Annotated in this window: 23 protein-coding genes; 7 read left to right on the top strand and 16 right to left on the bottom strand. The window is 55.4% G+C overall.

The genetic code is table 11. The features are described from left to right. Window positions 1-63: 63 nt before the first annotated feature. On the top strand, window positions 64-2,193 hold the full coding sequence (locus ENN40_03375) for a hypothetical protein (protein ID HDP94383.1): 2,130 nt from the start codon (window positions 64-66) through the stop codon (window positions 2,191-2,193). Between the two features lie 74 nt (window positions 2,194-2,267). Here the strand turns inward: ENN40_03375 and ENN40_03370 are convergent, their stop codons facing one another. The 14 genes from ENN40_03370 to clpS all read right to left on the bottom strand — a co-directional run bounded on the left by ENN40_03370 (window position 2,268) and on the right by clpS (window position 18,003). Then, a complete protein-coding gene (locus ENN40_03370) occupies window positions 2,268-3,764 on the bottom strand; it encodes a DUF1565 domain-containing protein (protein HDP94382.1) in 1,497 nt (498 codons plus the stop codon). After that, a complete protein-coding gene (locus ENN40_03365; GenBank protein ID HDP94381.1) occupies window positions 3,683-4,339 on the bottom strand; it encodes a hypothetical protein in 657 nt (218 codons plus the stop codon). Before ENN40_03365 ends, ENN40_03370 begins: the two co-directional genes overlap by 82 nt. 77 nt (window positions 4,340-4,416) lie before the next feature. Beyond that, window positions 4,417-4,998 carry an epoxyqueuosine reductase QueH gene (locus tag ENN40_03360; GenBank protein HDP94380.1) on the bottom strand — a complete coding sequence of 194 codons (582 nt, stop codon included), beginning with the start codon at window positions 4,996-4,998 and terminating at the stop codon, window positions 4,417-4,419. Next, window positions 4,998-5,765: an RNA methyltransferase gene (locus tag ENN40_03355; GenBank protein HDP94379.1), complete on the bottom strand. Its 768-nt coding sequence runs from the start codon at window positions 5,763-5,765 to the stop codon at window positions 4,998-5,000. Before ENN40_03355 ends, ENN40_03360 begins: the two co-directional genes overlap by 1 nt. Next, window positions 5,762-8,185: a TIGR03960 family B12-binding radical SAM protein gene (locus ENN40_03350; GenBank protein ID HDP94378.1), complete on the bottom strand. Its 2,424-nt coding sequence runs from the start codon at window positions 8,183-8,185 to the stop codon at window positions 5,762-5,764. Before ENN40_03350 ends, ENN40_03355 begins: the two co-directional genes overlap by 4 nt. Then, a complete protein-coding gene (locus tag ENN40_03345) occupies window positions 8,175-9,251 on the bottom strand; it encodes a rod shape-determining protein RodA (protein HDP94377.1) in 1,077 nt (358 codons plus the stop codon). The genes ENN40_03350 and ENN40_03345 overlap by 11 nt, the downstream gene beginning before the upstream one ends. Continuing rightward, complete coding sequence (gene mrdA / locus ENN40_03340) at window positions 9,244-11,052, bottom strand: penicillin-binding protein 2 (protein ID HDP94376.1); 1,809 nt, start codon at window positions 11,050-11,052, stop codon at window positions 9,244-9,246. The genes ENN40_03345 and mrdA overlap by 8 nt, the downstream gene beginning before the upstream one ends. After that, window positions 11,042-11,515, bottom strand: a complete 474-nt coding sequence (mreD, locus tag ENN40_03335; GenBank protein ID HDP94375.1) for a rod shape-determining protein MreD — start codon at window positions 11,513-11,515, stop codon at window positions 11,042-11,044. Before mreD ends, mrdA begins: the two co-directional genes overlap by 11 nt. Then, entirely contained in the window at window positions 11,499-12,311 is an 813-nt protein-coding gene (gene mreC, locus ENN40_03330) for a rod shape-determining protein MreC (GenBank protein HDP94374.1), read from the bottom strand. The genes mreD and mreC overlap by 17 nt, the downstream gene beginning before the upstream one ends. A 37-nt stretch (window positions 12,312-12,348) precedes the next feature. Further along, window positions 12,349-13,380: a rod shape-determining protein gene (locus ENN40_03325; protein HDP94373.1), complete on the bottom strand. Its 1,032-nt coding sequence runs from the start codon at window positions 13,378-13,380 to the stop codon at window positions 12,349-12,351. Window positions 13,381-13,434: 54 nt separating this feature from the next. Continuing rightward, window positions 13,435-14,592, bottom strand: a complete 1,158-nt coding sequence (locus ENN40_03320) for a hypothetical protein (GenBank protein ID HDP94372.1) — start codon at window positions 14,590-14,592, stop codon at window positions 13,435-13,437. 49 nt (window positions 14,593-14,641) lie between these two features. Next, window positions 14,642-15,367, bottom strand: a complete 726-nt coding sequence (locus ENN40_03315; protein ID HDP94371.1) for a leucyl/phenylalanyl-tRNA--protein transferase — start codon at window positions 15,365-15,367, stop codon at window positions 14,642-14,644. An 8-nt stretch (window positions 15,368-15,375) separates the two neighbouring features. Then, entirely contained in the window at window positions 15,376-17,652 is a 2,277-nt protein-coding gene (gene clpA, locus ENN40_03310; GenBank protein ID HDP94370.1) for an ATP-dependent Clp protease ATP-binding subunit ClpA, read from the bottom strand. Between the two features lie 27 nt (window positions 17,653-17,679). After that, a complete protein-coding gene (gene clpS / locus ENN40_03305; protein HDP94369.1) occupies window positions 17,680-18,003 on the bottom strand; it encodes an ATP-dependent Clp protease adapter ClpS in 324 nt (107 codons plus the stop codon). A 167-nt stretch (window positions 18,004-18,170) separates the two neighbouring features. Here clpS and ENN40_03300 point away from each other — a divergent pair, with 167 nt between their 5' ends. Beyond that, the gene (locus ENN40_03300) at window positions 18,171-19,889 is read left to right on the top strand and encodes an aldehyde ferredoxin oxidoreductase (GenBank protein ID HDP94368.1); all 1,719 of its coding nucleotides are present in this window, start codon (window positions 18,171-18,173) and stop codon (window positions 19,887-19,889) included. Beyond that, the gene (locus tag ENN40_03295; GenBank protein HDP94367.1) at window positions 19,873-21,045 is read left to right on the top strand and encodes an rRNA adenine dimethylase; all 1,173 of its coding nucleotides are present in this window, start codon (window positions 19,873-19,875) and stop codon (window positions 21,043-21,045) included. The genes ENN40_03300 and ENN40_03295 overlap by 17 nt, the downstream gene beginning before the upstream one ends. A gap of 1 nt (window position 21,046) precedes the next feature. Here the strand turns inward: ENN40_03295 and ENN40_03290 are convergent, their stop codons facing one another. Next, window positions 21,047-21,274, bottom strand: coding sequence for a NifU family protein (locus ENN40_03290; GenBank protein ID HDP94366.1), 228 nt, complete (start codon window positions 21,272-21,274; stop codon window positions 21,047-21,049). A gap of 95 nt (window positions 21,275-21,369) precedes the next feature. Continuing rightward, entirely contained in the window at window positions 21,370-22,278 is a 909-nt protein-coding gene (gene nadA, locus ENN40_03285) for a quinolinate synthase NadA (GenBank protein ID HDP94365.1), read from the bottom strand. A 114-nt stretch (window positions 22,279-22,392) separates the two neighbouring features. Between nadA and ENN40_03280 the strand changes: the two genes are divergently transcribed. The 4 genes from ENN40_03280 to ENN40_03265 form a co-directional block, all read left to right on the top strand. Then, window positions 22,393-23,586 carry a pyridoxal phosphate-dependent aminotransferase gene (locus tag ENN40_03280; protein HDP94364.1) on the top strand — a complete coding sequence of 398 codons (1,194 nt, stop codon included), beginning with the start codon at window positions 22,393-22,395 and terminating at the stop codon, window positions 23,584-23,586. A 112-nt stretch (window positions 23,587-23,698) separates the two neighbouring features. Further along, window positions 23,699-24,367, top strand: coding sequence for a type II secretion system protein (locus tag ENN40_03275; GenBank protein ID HDP94363.1), 669 nt, complete (start codon window positions 23,699-23,701; stop codon window positions 24,365-24,367). Then, complete coding sequence (locus tag ENN40_03270; GenBank protein ID HDP94362.1) at window positions 24,354-24,866, top strand: type II secretion system protein; 513 nt, start codon at window positions 24,354-24,356, stop codon at window positions 24,864-24,866. The genes ENN40_03275 and ENN40_03270 overlap by 14 nt, the downstream gene beginning before the upstream one ends. Further along, the coding region (locus ENN40_03265) for a lipid-A-disaccharide synthase (protein ID HDP94361.1) at window positions 24,863-25,090 on the top strand (228 nt) is incomplete at its 3' end. The genes ENN40_03270 and ENN40_03265, both read left to right, overlap by 4 nt.

Below are 25,090 nucleotides of genomic sequence, written 5' to 3'. Positions count from 1 at the left end.
CCCTGAATGCGTCGCTTTCAGTCTTTTTTTTCTGCTATAATGGCAATTTTTCGGAGCCATCGAATGCGACGTGAAAATGGCCGAGGCGCCTGGCAATCCTGTTGTAACCTGGCCGGCTTGACCGTTCTACTGCTGACCCTGATCTTTGGCAAAGCCGGCTTGCCCCTGATCCTGTTGATTTTTGCAGTTTTGATAGCAATGGAACACCTGTTCCGTTTCAGATGCACCGCAAAAATCACTTTGTACTGGTTTTTTTTGTTTTCACCCCTGCTGCTGATTCAATATGCGTCCATTCCCGATTTCAGATTGCGGATCATCACCTTTGTCATGTTGGCATACATTGTCGGCTACAGTGCCCAGGGGGGGAACAGAAAATTCGCGGGTTTCCTTGACCGCGCCGGTCCGGGGAAAATCTACCTTGTGGCCCTGCTGATTTTCGCTCTGGCCGCCTGCCTGTTGTATGTAAACGGAGTGCACTTGTCGGGCGATGAACCGCATTATCTGATGATCACCCAGAGTCTGGTAAAAGACCGGGATTTTGATCTGAAAAACAATGTAGAACAGAAAACATATTTTCAATTCCTGCCTGTGGAGATGCCGCCCCACCTCAAGCAACGGCAAGACCGATACCTCTCTTTTCACATGCCGGGACTGTCCCTGCTTCTGGTACCGTTCTACCTGCTGTTTGACCTGCTGGGCGGACTTGTACCTTCGCCACTCTTTTTTCGCCTGACAGCTGCCGTAATGAGCGCATTCTCTGCTTTGGCCCTTTTTTATTTTCTGAAACTGCAGTTTCCCGAGCGAAAGATCGGCGCGTATTGGCTGTTTTTCGTGATTACCTTTCCACTGCTGTTTCATGCGGTTCACCTGTATCCGGAGATCCCTGCGGCCGGTTTGTTAATCGGGGCTTACCTCCTGGTTTTTGGCCCCAGAAAGCGGTATCTGGCAGCCGGATTGTGCCTGGCCATGATTCTGTGGCTGCATGTCAAGTATTACCCTGCCGTGTTGGTCTTTGGTCTGATTGTAGTGGTCCGTCTTTTGCGAAATCGGGATTTGAAACGACTTTTCCGCTTCTGCGTTTTGCCAGTCGCCTCGCTATTGCTTTTATTGCTATATTCTAAAACCCTTTACGGCACATTTTCTCCCGGCGGAATTTTCCCTGCGGCAAATTATTTTGCCATACCCCACGAATTTCGCCTGCGGGCATTGGTGGGGTATTTTTTTGATCAGCGGGATGGCTTGCTTTTTTACGCCCCCCTGTTCTTTCTGACATTTTTCAGCTTCAGGAAACGCATCCGCCATCAGGGGGTTCTGCTGGGGGTGGCCCTGTCTTATCTTTTGGCCCATGCATTTACCACAGTCCGCGGGGCCCACGCGCCGGCGGGGCGGCCGCTGATATTCGTCATCTGGGTGTTGATCGCCCTGGTTTTGAACACATGGTTTTACCGGCGGGAACAGGGAGGCGGTTATATGGCCCGGTTCCTGGCAGGCTTTTCACTGTTTGTCCTGATCCGGCTGCTGCTCTTTCCCCAGTTCGTATATCAGCCGGTTTACGCCCACTCCTCGCAGCCATCGTCTTCTCTGCTGACTTTCCTGGGCAGTGATTCCCTGGATCTTTCCCGCCTCTTTCCTTCATATTTAAACGTCGAAAAACCGCTACGGCCAGCCAATTTCGCTTGGCTGATTTTGGTGACCCTACCCATTCTTATCTATTATCTGGCACCGCCGAGAATGCACCCTTCCCGAAACAGGCAGCGTGCAGCTTCCTTTTTTGTGTTTTTATTTCTGGTGGGTTTGTTTTGCCTGTTGCCGCGCGTCCACCTGGGGAAACACTATCTGGATAAAGATAAGGGAATCGCTTTTTTCAATAACTCCCGGGATTTGACTTACATGCCGGAACATGATGTATACAGAGCCAGAATCGGCAACCGATATCACTTGTACCTCTCTTTTGTTCGTTCTGCGCGGCTCACGTTTCAAGTGATTAACCACGCTGATGCCGACATGATGGTTCGAAACAAAACAAAATTGTTGTTTCATTCGGGCAAGGAACACACCAGTAAAAAGCAAATCAATGCGGAAAAACTGATTCCCATCTATCTAAACAAACGCAAATTGTATCCGCTTGAAATAAAGGCCTTGGGCAAATCCAGCCATTTTTTCCTCTTTTTCCGCATCGAGGAAACGCCCTGATCGCTCATGTGCCTACTTTTTCAAACCAGAAACACCTCTTCCGCTGGATCGGCAATCACCGCGGTCAACCCGGCTCAGAATCTTTGGGCGCCGGCCCCCCGGACCGCGCCAAAGAGTTTCAACGTGTCTTTCCAGGGATATCGATTCATAAACATGCTGACACTTGAACGCAGCTTTCCCTGCTTGTTGAGCCCCAAGGCCTCACGCCACAGGTTGGCCTGCGAATCAGGATTGAAATCCTCCTGTTCGCTGTAGCCGGCAGTGAGAAAACCCTCCAGGTATTTCAGATTGAGGGGAAGCGCGGTTGGAATCGCACGGCGGTTGCCCTTCACCGCGGCAAAAGTCAGGTCGCCGAACTGCTCGACCATGATGTTGAGCCTGGTGTTGCTGGCCGGACTGTACTCGATATCAGCCTTCTTGTTGGCAAAAAAGATGTTGTCTTCGATACGCAGCCATTCCCCGGGATTGAACCGGGTATGATCGATGCCGGCCAGGATGCTGCCACCGATGATGTTGTGATGAATGGCATAGGAGCATTTGGTCATGACGCGGATGCCATAGCCCATGTCCCGCATGTCCTTGAGCCGGCTCCAGGTAAACAAAATCGTGTTGTACGCGATTTCGACATTACCGCAGCTGACGCTTTTTCCCGGACCGCCTCTGGAGGCGCACGTGCCGTAGATTTCTACCGCCGCCATGCGATTGCCGACAAACACGTTGTTGAGGATGCGAAACGTTCCGCCGCGGACTCCACCCTGAATGGCAAAGCCGGCGCCGTTCACAAAAACACAGTTCCGGATGATCAGGTCACCCCCCTGGGCTGAGCTGGCGACCTGGATGATGGGTTCCTCAACCGTACTGTTGCCGGTTCTGGGACGTTCCGTGGAACGCAGCATGCGCCCGGTTTCCACGCCCTCCACCAGGCCCTCATTCACGCTGTAGGCGTTGCGCATTCCCATGTTGAAAACAATACCGTCGATTTGCGTACCGTCAATGGTCCGAGTGAACTTGAGCATGGCTTTCCTGGCCTTGCCCCCGGCGGCGTTGTCGGGCTGAAACAGTGTCGGCGTCGCGATAACGGAACGTTTCTCAAACGCTTCATCGTAACTGCCGATCAACTGGAGCGGCTTGTCGCTTTCCAGGTAACCGATGCCGAACGTTCCCTGGTAATGTCCTCCGGATATGCGGATGGCTTCCCCGGGCTTGACCAGCGTGATAGCCCGGTCGATCTCTTTGACCGGGTTTTCGCGGCTGCCGTCATTCTGATTGCTTCCCCTTGAGACTGAGACATAGATATCCGCATTAAGAGATCCCATGCAGATAATCAGAAACATCGCCAAAACAGCGGTAACCAGCTTGATTTTCATTTTCACCTCTTGATCAGCCAGGAAAATACGACAACCAAAACCCAAAAGCAAGCCCTTATTTTTCAGCTTGCCGGCTACGCGCGAAATCGTGTTGGGAAACCAAATGCATGCCGGGAACGGCTTCAATCGCTGGCGTGGTGGAGCCGCATTCCGCGGTTGGCCAACCAAGCCGATAACACCAGGTACAGCATCGCAGCATTGCATATATGCCACAAAAAGTGGACGCCCAAGGGACAACGGGGACACACGGCGTTGTCGAGCGTGCGGAAAATCAGCGAGGCCAGGAACAATCCCGCCGCAACAGCCATCATAAAGCGCTTTTTTTTGCGGGTCAAGGCGTGATAAATTCCCAATGCCAAAAGAACCAGCAGAGATGGGACGTAACCCAGGGAACCGTTCAGGGTGTAAGAGAAACCGCCGACAAAAACCGAAGCCATGAAATACGCCAGCAGAATACCGGTCGTGGCGGAAAAATTAAGGCCGATCACTTCGCGGCTGTACAGCCAGACAAAAGTCAATTGGAAGAGCAGGATGGGCACAACGTCCGCCAGCTCCGCCCAGCGGGTGGCGAAGGTGTGAAACAGAAAGCTGCCGATACCGATGGCACACAACAACCCCACCAATAGCCCCGCCGCAGGCGATACGGCACGCAGTTGCCTGGCGCGGTACCAGGCCAGCCACGCGGCCAATAGAAAAAAGACGTTGGTCAACGCGTTTACCGGCTCCGCCCAGAAACCGGGACCCAACCGCTCGCAATAAAGATCAATCGGCGTAAACATCAACCTTCTTCTCCTTATTCGTGATCTCCGGGTTTATACCTCAAACCGCCCATCACTTCCAGCCCGACAGCCACGATTCAGGAAGAATCTTGACAATTACGGCGGCGGGTGTGGAGCAACCTGTCCCTTTGGGAGTAGACGCAGCCACAATAGTTCTGGTGTTGAATGCCAAGCTCTCGGGCCAGCCTGTTGGCGTGATTCCAACCGTCTTTGCTCTTGAAGTTTTCCGGCAGGAAAGCAATGCCGAATTCCCTGGAGAGGGCCTCGCCCTCGGTGTTGATCTGTCGGGTCACTTTGTAGGGGCTGATGGAAAGGGTGGAAGCCACGATTGAAAACTCTTTTTCCCTTGCCCTCTCGAAGGTGCGCCTCAGGCGCTGGCGAAAGCAGCTGCCGCAACGTTTCCCCCTTTCAGGCTCATTGCGAAATGGAAACATCTCTCTCACCCAGGCTTTCATATCCCACTCGCCCTCCAGCAGCGGCCAGTCTTCGCTTCGCGCCAGGAGGCGAACCTCTTCCAGGCGGAAAATGTATTCCTTTTCAGGGTGAACGTTGGGGTTAAAGAAAAACCCGGTGACATCGTATTGGTTCCGCAGTTTTCGCACCACCCAGGCGGCGCAGGGACCGCAACAGACATGCAGCAACAGGCGCGGACGGATCATCAGCGCTCCGCTACCCCGATCTTTCCGGACCGCTGCAGCTCGTACATGAGGATACAGGCGCTCACACCGGCGTTAAGCGAATCCACAAGGCCGGACTGGGGAATGTGCACAACCGGGTGCTGAAAGAACCAGCGGTGGTCGATACCGCGGCCTTCATGGCCCACCACCACCAGGCAGGGAATGCGCATTTCCCCCGGCGATAGTCCCCTTTCAGCCGGAGGCGCGGCCGCGGTCAGGTACACGTTGAAATGGCTGGCTTGCTTCAAAGAGAAAAGCTCATCCAAACCCGGAAGTATTTGGAATGGCACGTCCAGAAGAGAAGTCTGGGCGGCACGCATAAAGCGCGGGTTCCAGGGACGCACCGTGTCACCCGCCAACACCATGCCATCCAGACCGAAAGCGGCGGCGCAACGAAACGCGGTTCCGGCATTGGCCGGATCCTGAACCCGGTCAAGCACCACTACCACTTCCGCCCTCTCCAGGTTCAAGCCGGGCTTTGGCGGCGGTATCACCGCGATCAGGTCCGGGGCGTCGCGCAGGCGTGAAAGTCGGTCCAGTACCGGCCGGTCTGTCAGCCAAATATTTTCCGCCGCCGCGTTGAGCGCCAATTGCCTGTGGCGATGATGCGCCACCAGCAGGCGTAGTGGTTCCCTCCTTGCCAGCAGGTCGCGCACGAGCCTGTCTCCTTCGTACACGTACAGTCCGTCCAGTTCAGCCGCCAGAGCGCGTACACGGGGATTCGATCTTGAGGCAATCTCATGAATCATGGCGTATCTCCCGAACCATCCGGATCGGCCAGCACCACCCGGACCCTCACGAGGTCTTCGAGGCGTTGCTTTTGCGGATCCAGACTGCGGTAAATCCGGGCAAAACGAGCGGCGCCATCACCCCGGGAGCCAACCTGGACCTCGACTAGATCGGCGCCTAAAGTTACCTGGTCTCCGGCCTCAAGCAGGGGCTCAACCAGGGCAACCGCGTTGCCCGGGTCATCCACAAAGATCCGGTACACCATCGCTTCCAGGCTGCGGCTCAGCCCCCTGCTAGCCGCGGGCGGAACCTGGGCCCGTATCCAGGGAAAATGGCTGTCCCACAACAATTTATCCAATATGGTTTCAGCGCTCCAGCACGCATCCAGAAAGACTTCAACCACCTCTTCCAGTCCGGTGGCCAATACCGGCAATGGGGGCAAGGCAACCATCTTCATGCGCGGATGAAACCCGGATGTACTGCGGAAACGCATGCCCGTGCGCCGGATCAACCGCTCCATGAGTTGGTTCAGGGTCAACTGAGACAGATAGCGGTATTTCTCCTGTTTGGCGTAGAACAGCCGCACCGGGCGAAACACCGGCTGCGGCAAACTCTCCGGTTCAGGAACGGCGGCGGTGCAGGAATCCTGCCGATACGCGGGCATGGGATGGTAACAGCCTCGACAGTCCGCGCAATCCCGTTCCCGGCAGGAAGGCGAAGGCTCAGCGACCATGGCCCGCCGGTATTCGGCAAGCAGGTGCTCCGGCCGGAAATCCACCTGGATGTGCTCCCATGGCAACGGCTGCGATACGGGGATATCCTCCAGGAAAATCTCCAGGCCGAGGTCCCGGATATGCCGCTCCCAGGTTGCGGCATTGAAATGACCCGCCCAGGCCGAATAGCGCTCACCGTCCCGGTATACTCTGAGCAGCAGTTCGCCCACCCGCGCATCCCCCCGAGACAGAATGGTTTCAACCTCACCCAGGCGTGGATCGGAAAAGTCCATCACCAGGTTTCGATACCGCTTCAAGCGTTGCTTCAGGCGTTGAATGCGTTGCAGGAGTACATGGGCCGATTCCCGGCGCGTCCATTGCAATGGGGTATGGGGTTTGGGAACAAAGGCGGAAAAAGATACGTGCAGGCGCACGTGGCGACCGCGGCAACGCTGCAGGATCGCTTCCACAAGGTCGGCCGCGGCATCTATGTCGGCTTCCGTCTCGGTGGGCAGACCGATCATGAAGTAGAGCTTGAGTTTCCGCCATCCCAGGTCCAGGGCCGAATCCACCGCGGCCATGATTTCCGCATCCGTAACGCTCTTGTTGATCACCCCGCGCAGCCGCTCCGATCCCGCTTCCGGAACGATCGTGATGCCGGTCCGGCGATAAGAGGCAATGGTCTGGAGCAATTCGCGGGAGAGGGTGGCCGGGCGCAGGGAAGGGACCGACATGAAAACCCCTTCCGGTACATGATTAACAATGTTGCGCAACAGGCTCTGCAGGTCGGCATAATCCCCCGCACTGAGAGAAGAGAGCGAAAAGGCCTCAAAGCCCGTACAACGCAGTGAGGAAGACAAATATTTCGCCAGCGTGGGAATCGCACGCTGGCGCCAGGGTGCGTAATAGGATCGGGCCTGGCAGAAACGGCAGGCCTGGGGACATCCGCGGGCGATCTCCACCTCCAGGCGGTCAAACACGGTGCGGCCCAGGGGAACAATCATCTTTTCTTCCGCCACCACCTCATCCAGGTTTTTCAAACAGCGTCGGGTGATTCCCCCATCTGAAGAAGCGGGAAGCATGAACCGTCCTTGTAACGTGGTTTCGGTCCGGGACGGCACGTATACGCCCGGAATCCGGCTCAGTCGTGCCAACAACGCGCTTTTCTTTTCGCCCGGACGGCGGGATTCCCGGAGTACATCCGTGATTTCAGGGAACAGGATTTCCCCGTCACCAACCGCAAAAATGTCTACAAATTCCCTCAGGGGCTCGGGATTAACCACTGAAATCCCGCCTGCCACGATCAAAGGATGGTGGCTGTCGCGATCACGGCTCTTTAGCGGCAAACGGGCGAGATCCAGCACGTGCAGCACCCCGGAAAAAGAAAATTCCGTCAACAGAGAAAACCCCACCACGTCAAAGTCCATCAGGTTGCGTTGTTGCTCAATTGAGAACAGGGGAATGTCCATCTCACCAAAAAGATGGGCGGATTCGGGTTCCGGCAGAAAGCAACGGGCCGCCACTACACCGTTGCGGGCATTCAGCAAGTGATAAAGAATTTTTATCCCCTGGTGACTCATGCCGATTTCATACGTATCCGGAAACACCAAACATATGTTGATATCGCCGGGAACAGGCTGCTTGCAAACCGCGTTGATCTCGAGTCCCATCCATGCCTGGGGGTTGCGCAGCCGGCGCAGAAGCAGTTGCCGGCGGTCAGCGTTCATGGAGATAGGGATTGATCTTCATACGAAATATCAGGGCCTCTCCGATCATGAACGAAAGCAGTGAAGAACCTCCATAAGAAACAAAAGGCAAAGGGATTCCCAGAACGGGAAAATAGCCGATGGCCATGAGTACGTTCACCAGGAATTGGAACAGGATCAGCCCGGTGAACAGGTAAACGAAATAGAACTGGGCATCTCCCGTGCCGCGATAACGCAACTGCCGGGTAAAGAAGAGAAAATACAAGAGCAACAGCAGGCTGATACCGAGAAAACCGAATTCCTCTCCCAATACAGACACAATGAAATCCGTATGGCGCGTGGGCAGGAACTCAAACTGGGACTGGGAGCCGCGCATGAAACCTTTGCCCGCCAATCCCCCGGAACCCACGGCAATGCGGGACTGAATGATCTGGTATCCACTGGACTGGCTGAATTTTTCCGGGTTCAGGAAAGAGATCACCCGGCTTTTCTGGTAGGGTTTGAGAACGGTGTGCCACACCATCACGGATCCGACGGAAATCAAGAGAATCAGTGTCAGAATCACATGCAAGCGTACCCGTTTGAGGATCAGGGCTCCGAGCAGAAGCGAGCAAAGCATAAAGGCCACTCCCATGTCCGGTTGCAACACGATGAGGACCACCGGCAAACCCAACATGGCCCCCAAGCGCAGGAACTCGCGATATCCGATCTCTTGAATCCGCGCCAGGTACCGTGCCATGATCAGGGCGAGGGGGATCTTGACGAATTCAGAAACCTGGATCGAGATGACGCCCAGGGGCAGCCAACTCCGAGTGCCCGCCACCACTCGTCCAGCCAGGAGCTGAATGATCAGCAAAACCATTAAAACCACGTAGGCGGGCAGGGCCAGGCGGAAAACCGTATCCGTTTTGGTGCGCATCACCATGAATCCCCCCGCCAGGGCCACCACGAGAAAAACGGCCTGGCGCAGGTGGTATGCCGTCGATGCCGAGCTGGAAGCACTGGCAATCAGCAGAATCCCTACCAGGCAGATCAGCAGCAACACAATCGCTGTAGTCTTATCGAAAAAACGCAATAAATCACTCATGCTTCAACAACCTGCGATAAACGCGCGCCGCCAGCGGCGCCGCGATTTCCCCGGCTTCTCCCCCATGTTCCACCAGGACAATGACTGCATAGCGCGGATCCGTTCGGGGCGCGAAAGAAGCAAACCAGGCATGGGGTCGAAACCGCTTCTGCTTGACCAGTTCATTGTAGCGGGGATTGTCTTTGCTGATTATCTGCTGAGTTCCCGTTTTTCCGCAAATGTCGAGACCCGGGACTCGGGCGGCTCTGCCGGTACCCTCTTCATTCACCGCGCAAAACATCCCCCTGATTACATTCTCAAAATATTCGGGCCGGATCGGAAGTTTGCGGAAGCGGGGTTCATAGCGGTACAACTCCTGGTCGCGACGCTCAATCCGGTCCAGCAAATGGAGCTGGGGACACCTCCCCCGCAGGGCGATTGTGCTGACCATCTGCAACACCTGCACCGGTGTTACCGTAACCCACCCTCCGCCGATGGCAACGGATATGGTTTCTCCGGGATACCAGGGGCTGCCCAGTTGACGGGTTTTCCAAAACCGCGTGGGCATGATACCGCTGATTTCGCCGGGAAGATCGATTCCGGTCTGATCGCCCAGCCCCATGGCTTTGGCATACTCGGCAATAACATCGATATCCATGCGTTTGCCGAGTTCGTAGAAATAGATGTTGCATGAACCCCGCAACGCCTCGGTAAGTGCAACTCGTCCATGCCCCCAGGAACGCCAGCAACGGAAATCACGATCATAGATACGCACGGTTCCGCTGCAATTGACTGTGGTCCTCGGTGTAATTAGTCCTTCCTCGAGCCCGGCCAGGGCCATGACCAGCTTAAACACGGATCCCGGAGAGTAACGACCGCGAATAAAGCGGTCCTGCAAAGGGTGAAGCGGATCATTCAAAAGTGATTCCCAGTTGGCCGGTTCCAGGATCCCCGTGAATGTTCCGGGGTCAAAGTCGGGGTGGCTCACCAGGGCCAGAATTCCGCCTGTCTCAAGGTCCGCCACGGCCAAAGCGCCCGTATGATTTTGGAATTCGCTTTCCACGAATTGTTGCAAGGGAAGATCAAGGGTCAACGAAATATTATCGCCGGGAACAGGTTCCTCTTCCTCTGCAATCCTGCGCACAATCCCCAGGTTGTCCCGTATGACCAGACGCGCGCCTTTGGTGCCTTTCAGTACAGGCTCATATTGCTTCTCCAAGCCACTCTTGCCGATCACATCACCCGCGTGATAGCCCTGACGGGTTTTTTCTTTTAATTCCGCTTCCGTAATTCCGGATACATATCCCAGCACATGAGCGGCGGTATTGCCCAGGGGATAATCCCGGCAGGGTTCCACGGATAGTTCAAATTCCGGCAGGGTGTCGGAACGGCTTTGCACAATCACCACTTGACGAAGATTCAGGTTGCGGCGGATGGGGACTGGAAAAGCCGCGGGATAACCACGATGGGCCTCCAGGCGTTTCTGAATCGCCGCCGGAGGTAAACCGGTCACTTGCGCAGCAAAGCGGATGCTGGCATCCAGGTTGTGGCTGTTTTCACGCACCAGAAACAGATTAAAATCCAGGCGGTTCCCCGCCAGAAGGCGATTATGACGATCACGGATCAAGCCACGGAGTGCCGGAGTGCGGATTTGGCGATAAATGTTCTGGCGGGCAAGTTCTCCATAACGGTCGTGTTGGATCACCTGGATATTCCAGAACACAAACAAGAGTCCGGAAAACAGAATCACCAGTCCGGCGGTGGCAATATGGTAAAAGCGCTCCATGTCCCGGCCGCTGAGTTGACGCTGGTCAATGTACATTCAACTCCCTTTTTACCATGGGTACGCTCAGGATCAGCACCCCCAACAATGCGGTCAGCAGCGGCTGGTAAAAAATCAACCCGGGCTCCACGGGAAAAGCGTAAATCCATTGCAGGAGCAAGCCGGCCACCAGGTTCGAAATAGCAAGCGAAAATGAAATCAGAAAAAACACAAAGTGCATGCGCGTCAAATCCAGAAACCGCGACACACGATTCACCAGGTAAGCAGAGAGTACCCGTGAGAAGCCGAACAAACCCACCATGCCCACGGAAAAAAAATCCGTCATCCAGCCCAGCAGGGTGGCCGTTACAATCGTGCGCACGGGTCCGGCGGTGACGGCCACATACACCAGAATGAGATACAGCAAGTCCGGGGTTGCAATCAAAACATGACGGTAACGATCCAGGGTAATCTGGGTCAGAAAAAGCAGGACGAATAAAACCGCTTTAATCTTGCGTTGCATGGGGAATGATTAATAATTTTTTTAGCGGCCGGGTCACGAAATACGGTTGCACCCGAACATGCTGCACCAATTGCGATTTTCGCACTTCAACAACCTCACCCAGGGGAAGACCGGAAGGATAGATGCCGTCGGTTCCCGAAGTCACGACTTCGTCTCCCACATGTACAGTGAGACTCTGCATCAAGTATTGGAAGTTGCACAATCGGCTGTTGTCACCGGTCACCAGTCCCTCCATGCGATCCCGTTCAATAGACGCCCCGACACCGCCTTGGGCACTGGTAATCAAGCGAACATGGGAAGCCAACAGGTGTACCGGGGCGATCACCCGGCCCACCAGATCGCCGTTTTCGTTGAGGACGATCATGCCGGAACGAACCCCCTGCATTGTGCCCCGGTCCACCAGGATGGTGTTAAAGGGGAAATTTGGATCCAGCAAAACCAGTTGAGCCGCCAGAAAACGCGGGGTTTCCCGGCGGGCCTGATCACGAAATCCAAGCACATCCAGACGTTGTCGCAGCCGGTAATTCTCATACTTCACTTTGGAGTGTGCTTTCTTTAGTTGCAAAAAACGCTGATACGTGTTGGTCACGAACACATAATGACGCAAGTTGCGGGAAACAAATGAGGAAACCTCCATGAAAGCCACTTCCACAGGGGTCACCACAAAGCCGACTACGCTCATCAACAAAGAGCGGTCGTTTTTCATGACAATCCGACTGGACATTAGCATCAGGTTCAAAAACAGGACCGCCACGAGAAAAACCACCGCCCGGTTTTCACCCTCTTCATGTTGCATGCGATTCCCTTTGCCCGGTCAGGGCTGATCCGCCTCGTCAGAACGTTTGACTGACTTTGCTCAGCAGGCCGATATTCTCCAGGATCTTGCCGGCACCCATCACCACCGCGGAGAGAGGATCATCCGCGATGAATACCGGGAGTTGCGTTTCCTCTTTCAAGCGTTTGTCCAGGTTGCGGAGCAAAGATCCGCCTCCAGACAAAATGATCCCCCGGTCGACAATGTCTGAAGACAGCTCCGGCGGGGTTTTTTCCAGGGTATTGCGCACGGCTTCCACGATGGTACGCACCACACTTTCCAGGGCTTCGCGGACTTCGTTGTCGTTGATGGTGATGGTCTTGGGTATACCATGGGAAATATCGCGCCCCTTGATCTCCATTTCCAGGCTTTCATCCAGGGGGTAGGCTGAGCCGATCTGGATCTTGATCTTTTCCGCGGTCCGCTCACCCAGCAGCAGATTGTATTTCTTTTTTATATAATTGATGATGGCCTCATCCATCTCATTGCTTGCCGTACGGATCGATTTTGATATTACGATTCCGGCCAGGGAAATAACCGCCACATCCGTGGTGCCGCCGCCGATATCCACGATCATGTTGCCCCCGGGTTCCGTTACGGGCAGATCCGCACCGATTGCCGAGGCCATGGCCTGTTCGATCAGAAAAACTTCACTCGCGCGGGCCCTGAGTGCTGCGTCCCGCACCGCACGGCGTTCCACCTGGGTGATTTCCGAGGGAATACCGATAACAATGCGTGGTTTCAGGAACTGGCTGCCTGTGCGGATTTTTTTAATGAAGTGTTCCAACATTTTTTCGGCGATTTCAAAATCCGCGATCACACCGTCCTTCATGGGACGGATGGCCACAATATGTTGAGGGGTTTTCCCCATCATGTCCTTGGCCATACTTCCCACGGCATGAATCTTGCCGGTGTTGCGATCAACAGCCACTATTGAGGGTTCCCGAGACACAATCCCCCGGCCCTTCACGTAAACAAGCGTATTGGCGGTCCCGAGATCGATGGCCAGGTCCGAACCGAAATAATTATAGAAGTTGGCAAAGATTCCCATGTGGATGACTCCTGAGGTTTGTCACAGCGGTTATGATGAGCAACGGTTTTGACACTATATACCCTCTTCAAATATCGTTACCTGCCGGGTTACCACGGTTTCGGTTTCCGAGGGCGAAACCAGGCGGAACTCAATGGTTTTCAAACCAATGGTCCGATATGTCATGGTATGGATGAATTTGCCGTCCATGTCGATTTTAACCGGTGCAGAATTGATAAACAGTTGAGAACTGCTTTCAGCCTCCCCCTTGATCAACACGATATTGCCGCCGACAGTCAAAGAAGTAATGGTAAGTTGGGGGGGACGGGTAACGCTTTTCCGGCCCAACAGAGACCCTTCCAATCGCACATGCCCCGTAGGAGTTGGAACGCCCTCCATTTTATTCTGCTGGGAAATTGCGGAAACATCCCAGAAAAAATCATCATATTCCTGGAATACCATTAACTCCACATTCAGCTGATTGCCTGGAATGAAACGTTCCATGAGGATCCCTTCTCGCAACATGGAAGGGAAAATGCGAAACACATAGCCGTCCGCGCCATCTACACGTTGCCAGGTGAAACGCACCACCGAATCATTGGGTTCCCGCAGCGGAATAACTGCCCTTCTGGGCTTGTAATTCTGCGGAGGCGGCAATAGATCGTCCATGCGGGAACGAGTCCCGCGGAAGCGGGTGAAGCGAGCGTGTTCAGGAACAGAAATCGTTTCGCCATCCACTTTCAAGCTGCCTTCACCCGAATATGCCCATAGCACAATCTCATCCAGAGAAACTTTGAGGCGGCCCCGCAGGGGCAACAGCAGAGACAAGGGTTTGTCGCCTGCCCCGACTTCCACCCGATCGTCACCGGAAGACAATGCCCAGTTGAAATCTCCATTGCGCAGCAACAGCCTGTTGTAAGGAAAACCGACTCGGATGGAGGATCCGGGAAGAGCCACAAACATGGCTCCGGAACAAAGAAATTCAAAAGCGGTCTGGGGGTCGGCAAACAACTCGAAATTCTGCGGCCAGTCCAGTGTGGATAAATCGGCTTCCCGAGTCATCTCCTTGTCGAAATAAACCTTCCCCCGCTGAGGGGCGATCCGTGTCAATTGAAAATGAGAAAACCCGGGCAAATCAACGGCTTTGGTTTCCCCGGTCTGGTTGAGCCACAACAGAGCACCGGCAGCCAGTACCAGCACAGCAACGACAAACCCGATGCGTATGGTCCTCATTTTTGTATAGTACCAAACTCCGGATTAAAAGGCAACGAATGGCTTGATATCAGCGAAGATTGCGCTTGCGGTACTTTGCCGGCGGATGATCACTGAAAAGCCGCCCCCAATTCCCCCTCAGGCAGCGCTCCCGGACACATCTTTCCAGGCGAAAGAGAAATTCTTGCCTCGCAATGGTCCGGGCGCCGAAACTCTGTAAGTGCGAGGTCTTTACCTGACAATCGATCATGCGAAATCCCATGATTTCCAACCAACGTACCAAGTGGATAAACCCGAAACGGGAAGCGTAGGCATAATCCGAAAACATGGACTCTCCGAAAAAGCAACTGCCCAGGGAAAGCCCGTAAATTCCGGCAACCAGCTTTTTCCCCTGCCACACTTCCATAGAGTGGGCATATCCCTCCTGGTGCAGACGGACGAAAGCCTGTTGAACTTTGGGAGTGATCCAGGTCCCGAAACCGTCGAGCCGTGGTTGAGCGCAACCGGCAATCACCCGCTCAAACGCTTGATCCATAGTCAACTCAAAGGGAGCCTTGCGCAGCACCCGGCTCATGCGGCGGGAGACGTGCAGTTCCCGGGGAAACAGTACCATCCGGGGATGGGGAGACCACCATAACGTGGGATCACCCTGGGAAAACCAGGGAAAAATCCCCTGAGAGTAGGCGGCGAGAATGCGCTGAACCGAGAGGTCTCCTCCCACAGCCAGTAGTCCACCGGGAGAGGCCAGGTGGGGTGGGGGGAATGAAATCTCTCTGTCCAGCCTGAATACAGGCATTCGCGATCTTACTCCCTGTTGGAGGGAAACCGAATGATGCGGACTTTCACATCATCGCCATCCAGTTCAGCCCGGGCGTGCCCGCCCCGGGCCAGTCGTCCGAACAGAGCTTCGTTCACAAAAAATGGTTTCAGCTTTTGATCGATAAGACGTGCCACTTCACGGGCACCGAACAATTGTGAATATCCATTCCGGGCCAGCCAGCGCACACAATCGCAGCTGACTTCCAAGTGGATGCGACGGCGGCGGAGCTGGCTGCGAAACTCATCAATGTTTTTGAGAACTATGCGCTCCACCACTTCCTGGCTCAAGCGTTCAAAAAGAACGGTCGCGTCCAGACGGTTACGGAACTCCGGAGAAAAATGAGAAGAAACCGCCTTTTGCACCGATTTCCCCGACATCATGCGGTCACCAAAGCCTATTTGCGTTCGATCCAGATTACGGGCACCGATATTGGATGTCATGATCAGCACGATATTGCGAAAATCCGCGGGCTTTCCCGCATTGTCCGTCAATGTAGCATGATCCATGATCTGCAGCAGGGTGTTGTAGATATCGGCATGGGCCTTTTCAATTTCATCCAACAACAGCACGGCGTGGGGTGAGCGGCGCACGGCATCTGTCAGCAACCCGCCCTCCTCGTATCCCACATAACCCGGCGGTGCGCCAATCAGGCGGGCCACCGTATGCTTTTCCTGGTATTCGCTCATATCAAAACGCAGCAGGGGGACCCCCAGGGCACCGGCCAAGCGCCGGGCCAGCTCGGTTTTTCCGACTCCCGTGGGCCCCACAAACAACATGGATGCAACGGGCTTCTCCGCTTCACGGAAACCGGCACGCGCTCGTTTCACCGCTTCCGCAACCGTATTCACCGCCTGATCCTGACCAAACACGGATCGGCGCAACGTCTCTTCCAGGAATTCAAGGCGACGGGTCTCGGTCGTGGAAACGGTACGCTCAGGAATACGGGCCATGGCGGCCACCACAGCCTCCACATCTCTGCGAAAAATCCGGGTACGCGGACGGGAGCGGTGAAAATTGCGCATGCGCACCCGGGCGCCGGCTTCGTCCATGACATCGATCGCCTTGTCAGGCAGCCTGCGATCGTTGATGTACTGTTGGGACAATTCCACTGCCGCTTCCAGAGAAGTCGTGGTGTAGGTTACACCGTGATGCTTCTGGTAGCGGTCTTTTAATCCCATCAGAATATCCACTGTTTCCGCGGCTGAAGGCTCAGGCACTTCAATCTTCTGGAAACGCCGCGAAAGGGCCCGATCTCTGTCAAAGTACTTGCGGTACTCCTCGTGTGTGGTGCAGCCGATGCAACGTAAGCGTCCGGTCATCAGGGCCGGTTTCAGCAGGTTGGCCGCATCCATGGATCCCCCGGAAACAGCCCCGGCGCCCACAAGGGTATGAACCTCATCTATAAAGAGCAGGGCGCCCTCAATCTCCACCAATTCCGCCAGGCATTTTTTGAAACGATCCTCGAAATCTCCCCTGTAGCGCGTCCCCGCAAGCATTCCGCCCATATCAAGGGAAAATATCCGGGCGTTTTTGAGCGGGCCGGGAACTTCACCCGCGGCAATGCGCAGTGCCAGTCCTTCGGTAACCGCTGTTTTTCCCACCCCGCTGTCCCCCACATGCAGGGGATTGTTTTTGCGCCTGCGGCACAACACCTGAAGGGTGCGCTCAATGATGTCTTCACGCCCGATTACAGGGTCCAACTTGCCGTCAGCCGCGTGCCGGGTTAAATCCACGGCGAACTGTTCCAGAAACCGCTCTCTTTTTCCGGGCGTTTCAGGGCGGCTGTCCGGGCCAACCTCGTTCTCCACCTCACCGCTTCGGGGTTCGGGTTCTGACTCGTTTTCTCCACCGGCAAGAAAAGTCAGCACAGCCAGGCGGGTGATCCCCTGACGTTGAAGAAAGAATACGGTGTAGGAATCTTCTTCCAGAAAAAACGCGGCGAAAACGTCGCCCAGCTCCAACTCCGATTTCTGGGCGGAAGCCACATGAAGGATAGCGTTTTCCATTACGTTCTGAAATCCTTCGGATTGACCGGGGTCGCCTTCCTGCAGGTGCGGTATGCCGGGTGAATCCAGAAAATCCTGCAAGGATCGCTGCAACCCGTCCACATCCCCGCCGGAACTTTCAATAATGGCCTTGCCTTCCTCAAAAAAAAGGGCCGCGTAAAGCACATGCTCCGGAGTCATGTATTCATGCCTCCGCGTGCGGGCTTCATTGAATGCAGCACTGAGGACTGCGGTCAGTGATTGACTGATTTTCATAGATGATCCATGGCAAATCAAAAACGGCTACACCGGCTCACAGGTACACCTCAAGGGAAACTGTTGTTTGCGGGCGCGGCGGCGGACTTCGCCGGCCTTGGTGCGGGCCACATCCAAAGTATAGACTCCGCAAACCCCATGCCCCTGACGATGCACATCCAGCATGACTCGCGTGGCTTCCGCCGCCGCTTTGTGAAATACTGAAATCAACACTTCCACCACAAAATCCATGGTGGTGTAATCATCATTGTGCAACAACACCCGATACATCCGCGGCGGACGCACATCTCGCAGGATTCGGGTTTTCGGCGAAGCGACCACCGGACCGGATATCGATCCCTCTTGAGACATGGAAATTTCTCTTTCGTGCAGCCGGCATCCAACGCCCTTTATGAGCAAATGCCGCCGATATTGCACCGGGTGAATTATATCACTGAGCGATTCCTGTGTCAAAAGAGCTCTCCTGTCAAAAAAGCTCTCCTTGACTTGTCACCTTGATTCTGACACCATGAATCCCCATGAAAGGATGGCGCGGCAGGATTCTAACCGTGGACCTTGACTCGGGAAAAACCGCTGCATTGACTCTCGCCGCACGCGATTATGCGAAACAAATCGGCGGCAGGGGCCTGGCGGGATCCCTCCTGTTTCCGGAAGTAACCCGCCACTGGCGCGACCCGCAACTACCCCTGATCTTTATGACCGGACCCCTGGTGGACACCCTGGCGCCGACTCCGGGGCGCATGACCGTCATGTCACGCTCCCCTTTGACCGGAACCATTTGCGACGCTTCAGTAGGCGGCGGTTTCGGCGTCCAGCTCAAGCGGGCCGGCTGGGACGGCATCCTGGTTACCGGGTGGTCGCCCAGGCTGTGCGCGATTGAAATCCATAATGACAAGGTTCAGGTCCCTGAAGTTGAGAGTGCGGCCGGATTGTCGCCCAAGCAACTCCGGGATCGCATCGGAGTCGAAGGATCCATTGCCGCAGTCGGGCGGGCCGCGGAAAACGGCGTCCGCTTCGCCGGAATCATCGTGGACGAACATTATTTTGCCGGACGAGGCGGCCTGGGACGCCTGATGGCGTCCCGCAACCTGAAATACATCCGGGTGCGGGGAGAATCGCCCACGCCGGTCTACGACTCCGGGGAATTAAAGGCGGCTCGTCGTGATATTCTGCGCCTCAGTGCCGCTTCACCGGTACTTCAGGGTGAACTGGGTCTTCAGGTATTTGGAACCGCTGCTCTGTACGACCTGATGCACCAGCGACGCATGATGCCCACCGCCAATTTTCGCCGCACCCGCTTCCCGGGCGCGGAACAGTTGAATGCCCCCGCCACGCAAAAACGCTACCAGCCGCATAGTTCGGGTTGCGCCGGGTGTCATATCCGCTGCAAAAAATCGGATTCCCGGGGCCGCGGCCTGCCGGAATTCGAGACCCTTTCACACTTCACGGCCCTGCTTGAAAATCACGATTTGGAAGTCGTTATGGCGGCTAACCAGATCTGCTCAGCGACGGGGATGGATACCATCGAAGCCGGCGCCACCCTGGCTTGTCATTTTGAAATCCTGGGAAGAGAACCGCAAGCAGGCGAAATCCTCGACCTGCTGCAGGCAATGGCAACCGGTGCACGCCCAGACCTGGGCGAGGGTGCTTTTCGACTCGCCTCGGCGGCGGGACGCCCCGAAACAGCCATGACGGTCAAGGGTCAGTCCCTGCCGGCCTACGATCCCCGCGGTGCTTACGGTATGGCCCTTGCCTACGCGGTTTCAACCCGCGGGGGATGTCACCTGAGGGCCTACCCCATCAGTCACGAGATTTTGCGCAAGCCCGTAGCCACGAATCGGTTTTCCTTTGCTGGTAAGGCGCGAATGATCAAGATCGCCGAGGACCAGAATGCAGTGGTTGACTCGCTGACGGCTTGTAAATTCATGTTCTTTGCCGCCTCCCTGGAAGAGTATTCCCGGGCCCTGGCCGCGGTCACCGGCCTGGAAACCAACGCACATGAGCTGCAGTCCGCCGGGGAGCAAATCATGAACCGGGAAAGAGAAATGAACCGGGCCAATGGGTTCAGTGACAATGACGATGACTTGCCGCCGCGCTTTTTTCATGAACCGGGAAGTTCCGGCAGCGGGATACGCATCCCGGCCCTGGACCGCAACGCTTTTCTTGCCGCTCGGGCAACCTACTACCGCATCCGCGAAAACCGCTCACCGGGGAAGAGGGATGAAAACACTACTTGATACCTACAGCCGCAAGTTGGAAGAAAGGGGATTGGCCCGCCGGGAAGATATCTCTTTTGCCGCATTGGAAACCGATGTAACCTGGAATCGTCCCGATCCGGAACGGGAACTGGAAAAGATCTTTGCCGGCATGTCCATCACCACACTGTTGAGTGCCCGTCCCGCCGAACCGTACCGCACCATGTTGGACTCCCTGGTTCGCTCCCAGCACCATCCCCTGCAAGCACGGGATACGGAAACACGCACTTTTCTGCACGACATTCCTGTTGCTTCAAGCGCGGACTCAAAGACCCTGTTGCCGTTCTTGCGGCGACGCAAAGGCGTAATTGCGCCGGGCCCTCGATTGGTGACAACGGGGACGGTTACCCCGGAACAGGCCTTTATCGTATTCAGCTCCATGATCCATTCATGCTTCGTACTTTATTGTCTGGGCTACCTGGATCGCCGCCGCAAGAAGGCCTTTTCCCGCAAAGAAGAACAGGAATTCGAATTCATCATGGAACGGCTGCCACCACCACCGGCATTGGGACCGCCCCTGGCCCGGGGACCCTTTGCCGACGAAGAAACCGTTATCGCGGCTGTTGTAGAAGCCGGCAAACGAACCGTAGCTGCAGGGCTGGTGGATTCCTATTTCGGCAATGTGTCGTGCTTTCACAACGGCACAATCTACATCAGCCAGACAGGCAGTTCGCTGGAAGAATTGGAAAGTGCGATTGACGCCTGCCCCATGGATCAGTCATCCTGTGCCGGCATTACCGCATCCAGCGAGCTTTCCGCCCATCGCCGAATCTATACGGAAACAAACCTGAGAACCGTTCTGCACGGCCATCCCCGCTTCGCCGTTATCCTCTCCCTGGACTGTCCGGAACGTCTGCATTGCCCGGACGCTCATCGCTGTCACACCCACTGCAGGCGGGAACGGAGCGTTGCGGGTGTCCCCATAGTGAGTGGAGAGGTGGGTACCGGACCCTTCGGCCTGGATCGGACCATGCCTCCGGCGGTGGCGCGCGCCGGAGCCACGATTGTCTACGGACATGGCGTATTTTGCGCCGGACGGACGGACTTCAACGTCTCTTTCAGACGATTGTTGGAAGTGGAAAACACCTGCAGGGCGGAATTCCTGCAACGCGCACGAAATCCTTCTTTCAGGAATTGAGTCAGTCGGCCAGGCGGACCTCAGTGATCTCCGGCACATCTTCCACCATTGCCTGCTCCACGAATCCCTTCAGGGTGAGGTTGCGCATGGGGCATCCGCCGCAGGCACCAGAGAAACGCACCAGGACGACCTTCTCATCCTCAAGGATATTCACAACTTCGATGTCGCCGCCGTCCCGCTGCAAAGCCGGACGAACCTTTTCTATTGCGTTTTCGACTCTCTCTTTCAGATTCATGTCAAGCTCCTTTCATGATATCCCGCCCGCGAAAAATCGGAATTTCCCATGTATTGTAGCGTTGAGTCCAGTTGGTGTCAACACCGCAGTCAACCGGCGTAATCCAGCATGCGGCGCAGTGCGACTTGCGCGCCCCGAATTGTTTCAACATCGATTTCGATTTCGTATCGATTCAACTCCAGCGCCGCCACTACGTCTCCAAGGCTTGTCCGCTTCATATTGGAACATATTTTGGGTCGACCCGCGGAAAAAAACGATCGGTGCGGATTCTCTCGCCGCAGACGCTCCAGCAAGCCCTCTTCCGTTGCCACCACAAATTCCCGGGCCGGGGAAGCCGCAACATGGCGCAGCATTCCCCCGGTTGAACATACGGCGTCCGCGAGCTCCAGCACTTCCATAGGAGCTTCGGGATGCACCAGCACTTCCGCACCGGGGTACGCTTTACGGGCGGCCTCCACTTCTTCACGGCGGATTCGGTCATGCACATAGCAATACCCTTCGAAAAGAATCACTTCTTTTTCAGGAACCTGCCGGGCGGCCCAAGCCCCCAGGTTGCGATCCGGAACAAAGATTACGCGACGCCCTTCCACGTTGCGCACCACCTCAACGGCATTGGCCGACGTGCAGCACACATCGCTTTCCGCCTTAATCTCCGCGCTGGAATTGACATACGTAACCACGGTTGCGTCGGGATAGCGCGCCTTGAGGTGGCGCAGGTCATCCAAAGTGATCATATCGGCCATGGGACAACCCGCATCCAAACGCGGCAACAAAACCGTCTTTCGGGGAGAGAGAATCTTGGCGGTCTCCGCCATGAACTTGACTCCACAAAACACGATGACATCCGCTTCAACCTCAGCCGCGACCCGGGAAAGGCCCAGGGAATCCCCCAGGTGGCCGGCCGCCAGTTGCACGGATTCCACCTGATAATTGTGCACCAGAATCACGGCATTGCGGCGAAACGTCAACTCTTCTATCTTTGCTGCCCAATCCGTCATTTTCTACCCCTTTCTGTTCTATTGATGTTACCGCACCACGCACCCGCGGTCAAATTCCACCTTGACCCCATGTTTCTTCGGGATTATAATGTCCTCATACCCAGGGAGGCGATCATGAACCTGTCACAACGAGCCAGGGATATCCAGGAATCCCCGATTCGCAAGCTGTCCGCACCAGCCAATGCCGCCAAAGCGCTCGGGATTCGGGTTTATCATCTCAATATCGGCCAACCGGATATTCCCACCCCCGAAGCATTCTTCGAGGGCATCCGCAATTATGCCGAGCCGGTATTGGCTTATGGCCCCTCCGACGGCCTGCCCGAATTACGCCGCACCATGGTCAACTACTTTGCCCGCTTCGATATAGCGCTGACCCCTGATCAGATTATTATCACCACCGGCGGATCGGAAGCGGTTTCGTTCGCCATCAACGCCGTCGCCGACCCCGGGGATGAAGTGATCGTTCCCGAGCCTTTCTATACCAACTACAACGGTTACAGTTCGCTATCGGGCATCCGCATCGTCCCGGTCACCACGGCTGCCGAATGCGGATTCCACCTGCCGGATCCCGAACAGATTGAATCCCTGATTACGCCCAAAACCAGGGCCATCCTGATCTGCTCCCCCAACAACCCCACCGGAACCGTATTCACGGAAAATGAAATCCGTACGCTGGGCGATCTGGCCAGGCGACACAATTTGTTTCTCATCGCCGATGAAGTCTACAAGGAATTCACTTACGAGGGAACACGTCACTTCAGTATCCTGGAATTGGAGGATCTTGAAGACCGGGCAATCGTTCTCGACTCGATATCGAAGCGTTATTCCGCGTGCGGCGCCCGCATCGGAGCGGTGATGTGCCGCAACCCGGAGATTATGGGCGCAATCATGAAATTCGCCCAGGCGCGCTTGTGCCCACCCACTCTGGAACAGGTCGGCGCGGTGGCGGCGTACGCTCTGCCGAAAAACTATTTTGATTCTATTCGCGCTGAATATCAGAAACGCCGCGACATTCTGGTGGAAACCCTGACTTCCAATCCGGATATCCTGCTGCACAAGCCTGAAGGTGCTTTTTATGTCATGGCAACACTTCCGGTAGATGACTCCGACCTCTTTGCCCGCTGGATGCTGGAATCTTTCAACCACGAAAATGAAACTGTTATGATGGCGCCGGGAGCCGGATTCTACTCCAGCGTCGGCAAAGGCAGGCAAGAAGTTCGCCTGGCCTATGTGTTGGAAACCTCCAGACTGCGCCGCGCCTGCGAGGTCCTGCTGGAAGGCGTCGAGGAATACAACAAAAAGAGTTGAAGAGTTGAAAAGGGAAGAAGTGAAAAAAGGGAACAGGTATCAGGAGACAAGAAAAATCAGTGAAAAGGTAAAAGTCGAAAGTTGAAAGTAAAAGCCGAATAAGGCACCAAAAATGCCTTGCGATTCCGCTCTTTTCCTGTTTTTTTATTCGTTCTTCCTTATTCATTATTCGGAATTTCTTGATTTTCATCACAGACCCGAAAGGGTCCTCATCACCAGGGCGCTTCGCGCCTCATCACAAGCACTCGTGAGTTCTCATCACAAGGCTTTGTCTGTTTTCTTTCGACTTTTAGCTTTAGACTTTCGACTCAGTCTCCCCTCGCCTCTCGCCATTTGCCTCCAGCCGCCAGGCCATATTTTACACTCCCGGAGTGTATGGTATACTCCGACTATGCAACGGGGTTTTACACTGGCCGAGATCCTTATCGTCATGGCCCTGATCGGGATCCTGGCCGCCATCCTGATTCCCAATTACTCCGCATCGGTCAAACGGGCCAAAGAATCGGTGTTGAAAGAGAACCTCTTTCAGATTCGTGATGCCATTGAAAAATACACCTACGATAAACACAAATACCCGACCAGTCTGGAAGATCTGGTTCGCCATCGATACCTGAAACGCTTACCCGAAAACCCATTCACAAATAAGGCGGACTGGATTCCCGTATACTACGAGCCCGCGGAGGATGAAGACTACGACCCCGACCTCGCCCAGGCCATCGTGGACATACGCGTCAGCATCCCTTCCGGAGAAGAACAACCCGGCCGCTATGAAAACTGGTAATCGCCGCACCCGGGGATACGTTTTGCTGGCGGCGCTGTTTGCCGTTCAAATTGCCGCTGTCTTTATGTTAATGGGACGTGCCCGCTGGCAGACCGTGATCCGCCGTGACCTGGAGGCAGAATTGATGTTCCGCGGTCGCCAGTATGTCCGGGCCATCGAAAGTTACGCGCGCGAACACCTCAACCAGCCCCCCCCCAGTTTGCGCATTCTGGAAAAGGAAAAGCACATCCGACGGCTGTACACCGACCCACTCTCGCTCACCGGGGAGTGGAATCTGGTAATGAAACCGGGTTCCGGAAACAAGAAACTGCTGATTGTGCCGCTGAGTGCAGCCGGAAGGTATCTTACCCAGGCCAGTATTGTCGGCGTTTGTTCCACTTCACCGGAATCGGGTTTCCTGGAGTACCGTGGCCGTAAGCGCTACAATGAGTGGGCCTTTTACCTTGGAGAAGACCCCGAGGAAGATATGCCGCCGCTTGAGTTTGCGGGAGGCGCATGAAACAGGTCCTCATTCTGGCCGCGGAGAACTCCGCGGAAACGTACGGCGTGGAAGTGATAAACGCCCTGCGCCGCCGCATTCCCGGAATCCGCTTGTTCGGCGTGGGCGGAGACCGGTTCCGCAAAATGGGCGTGGAGCTGATTCATCACAACCGCGATTACGCGGTCGTGGGCGTGTTTGAGATCCTGTCTCAACTGGCACGATTTCACCGGCGCATGCGCCGG

This window comes from Candidatus Aminicenantes bacterium, from assembly GCA_011049425.1.
Lineage (GTDB): Bacteria > Acidobacteriota > Aminicenantia > UBA2199 > UBA2199 > UBA876.
The sequence above is the reverse complement of the archived record's forward strand: the minus strand, read 5'-3'. Positions and strand labels throughout refer to the sequence as shown.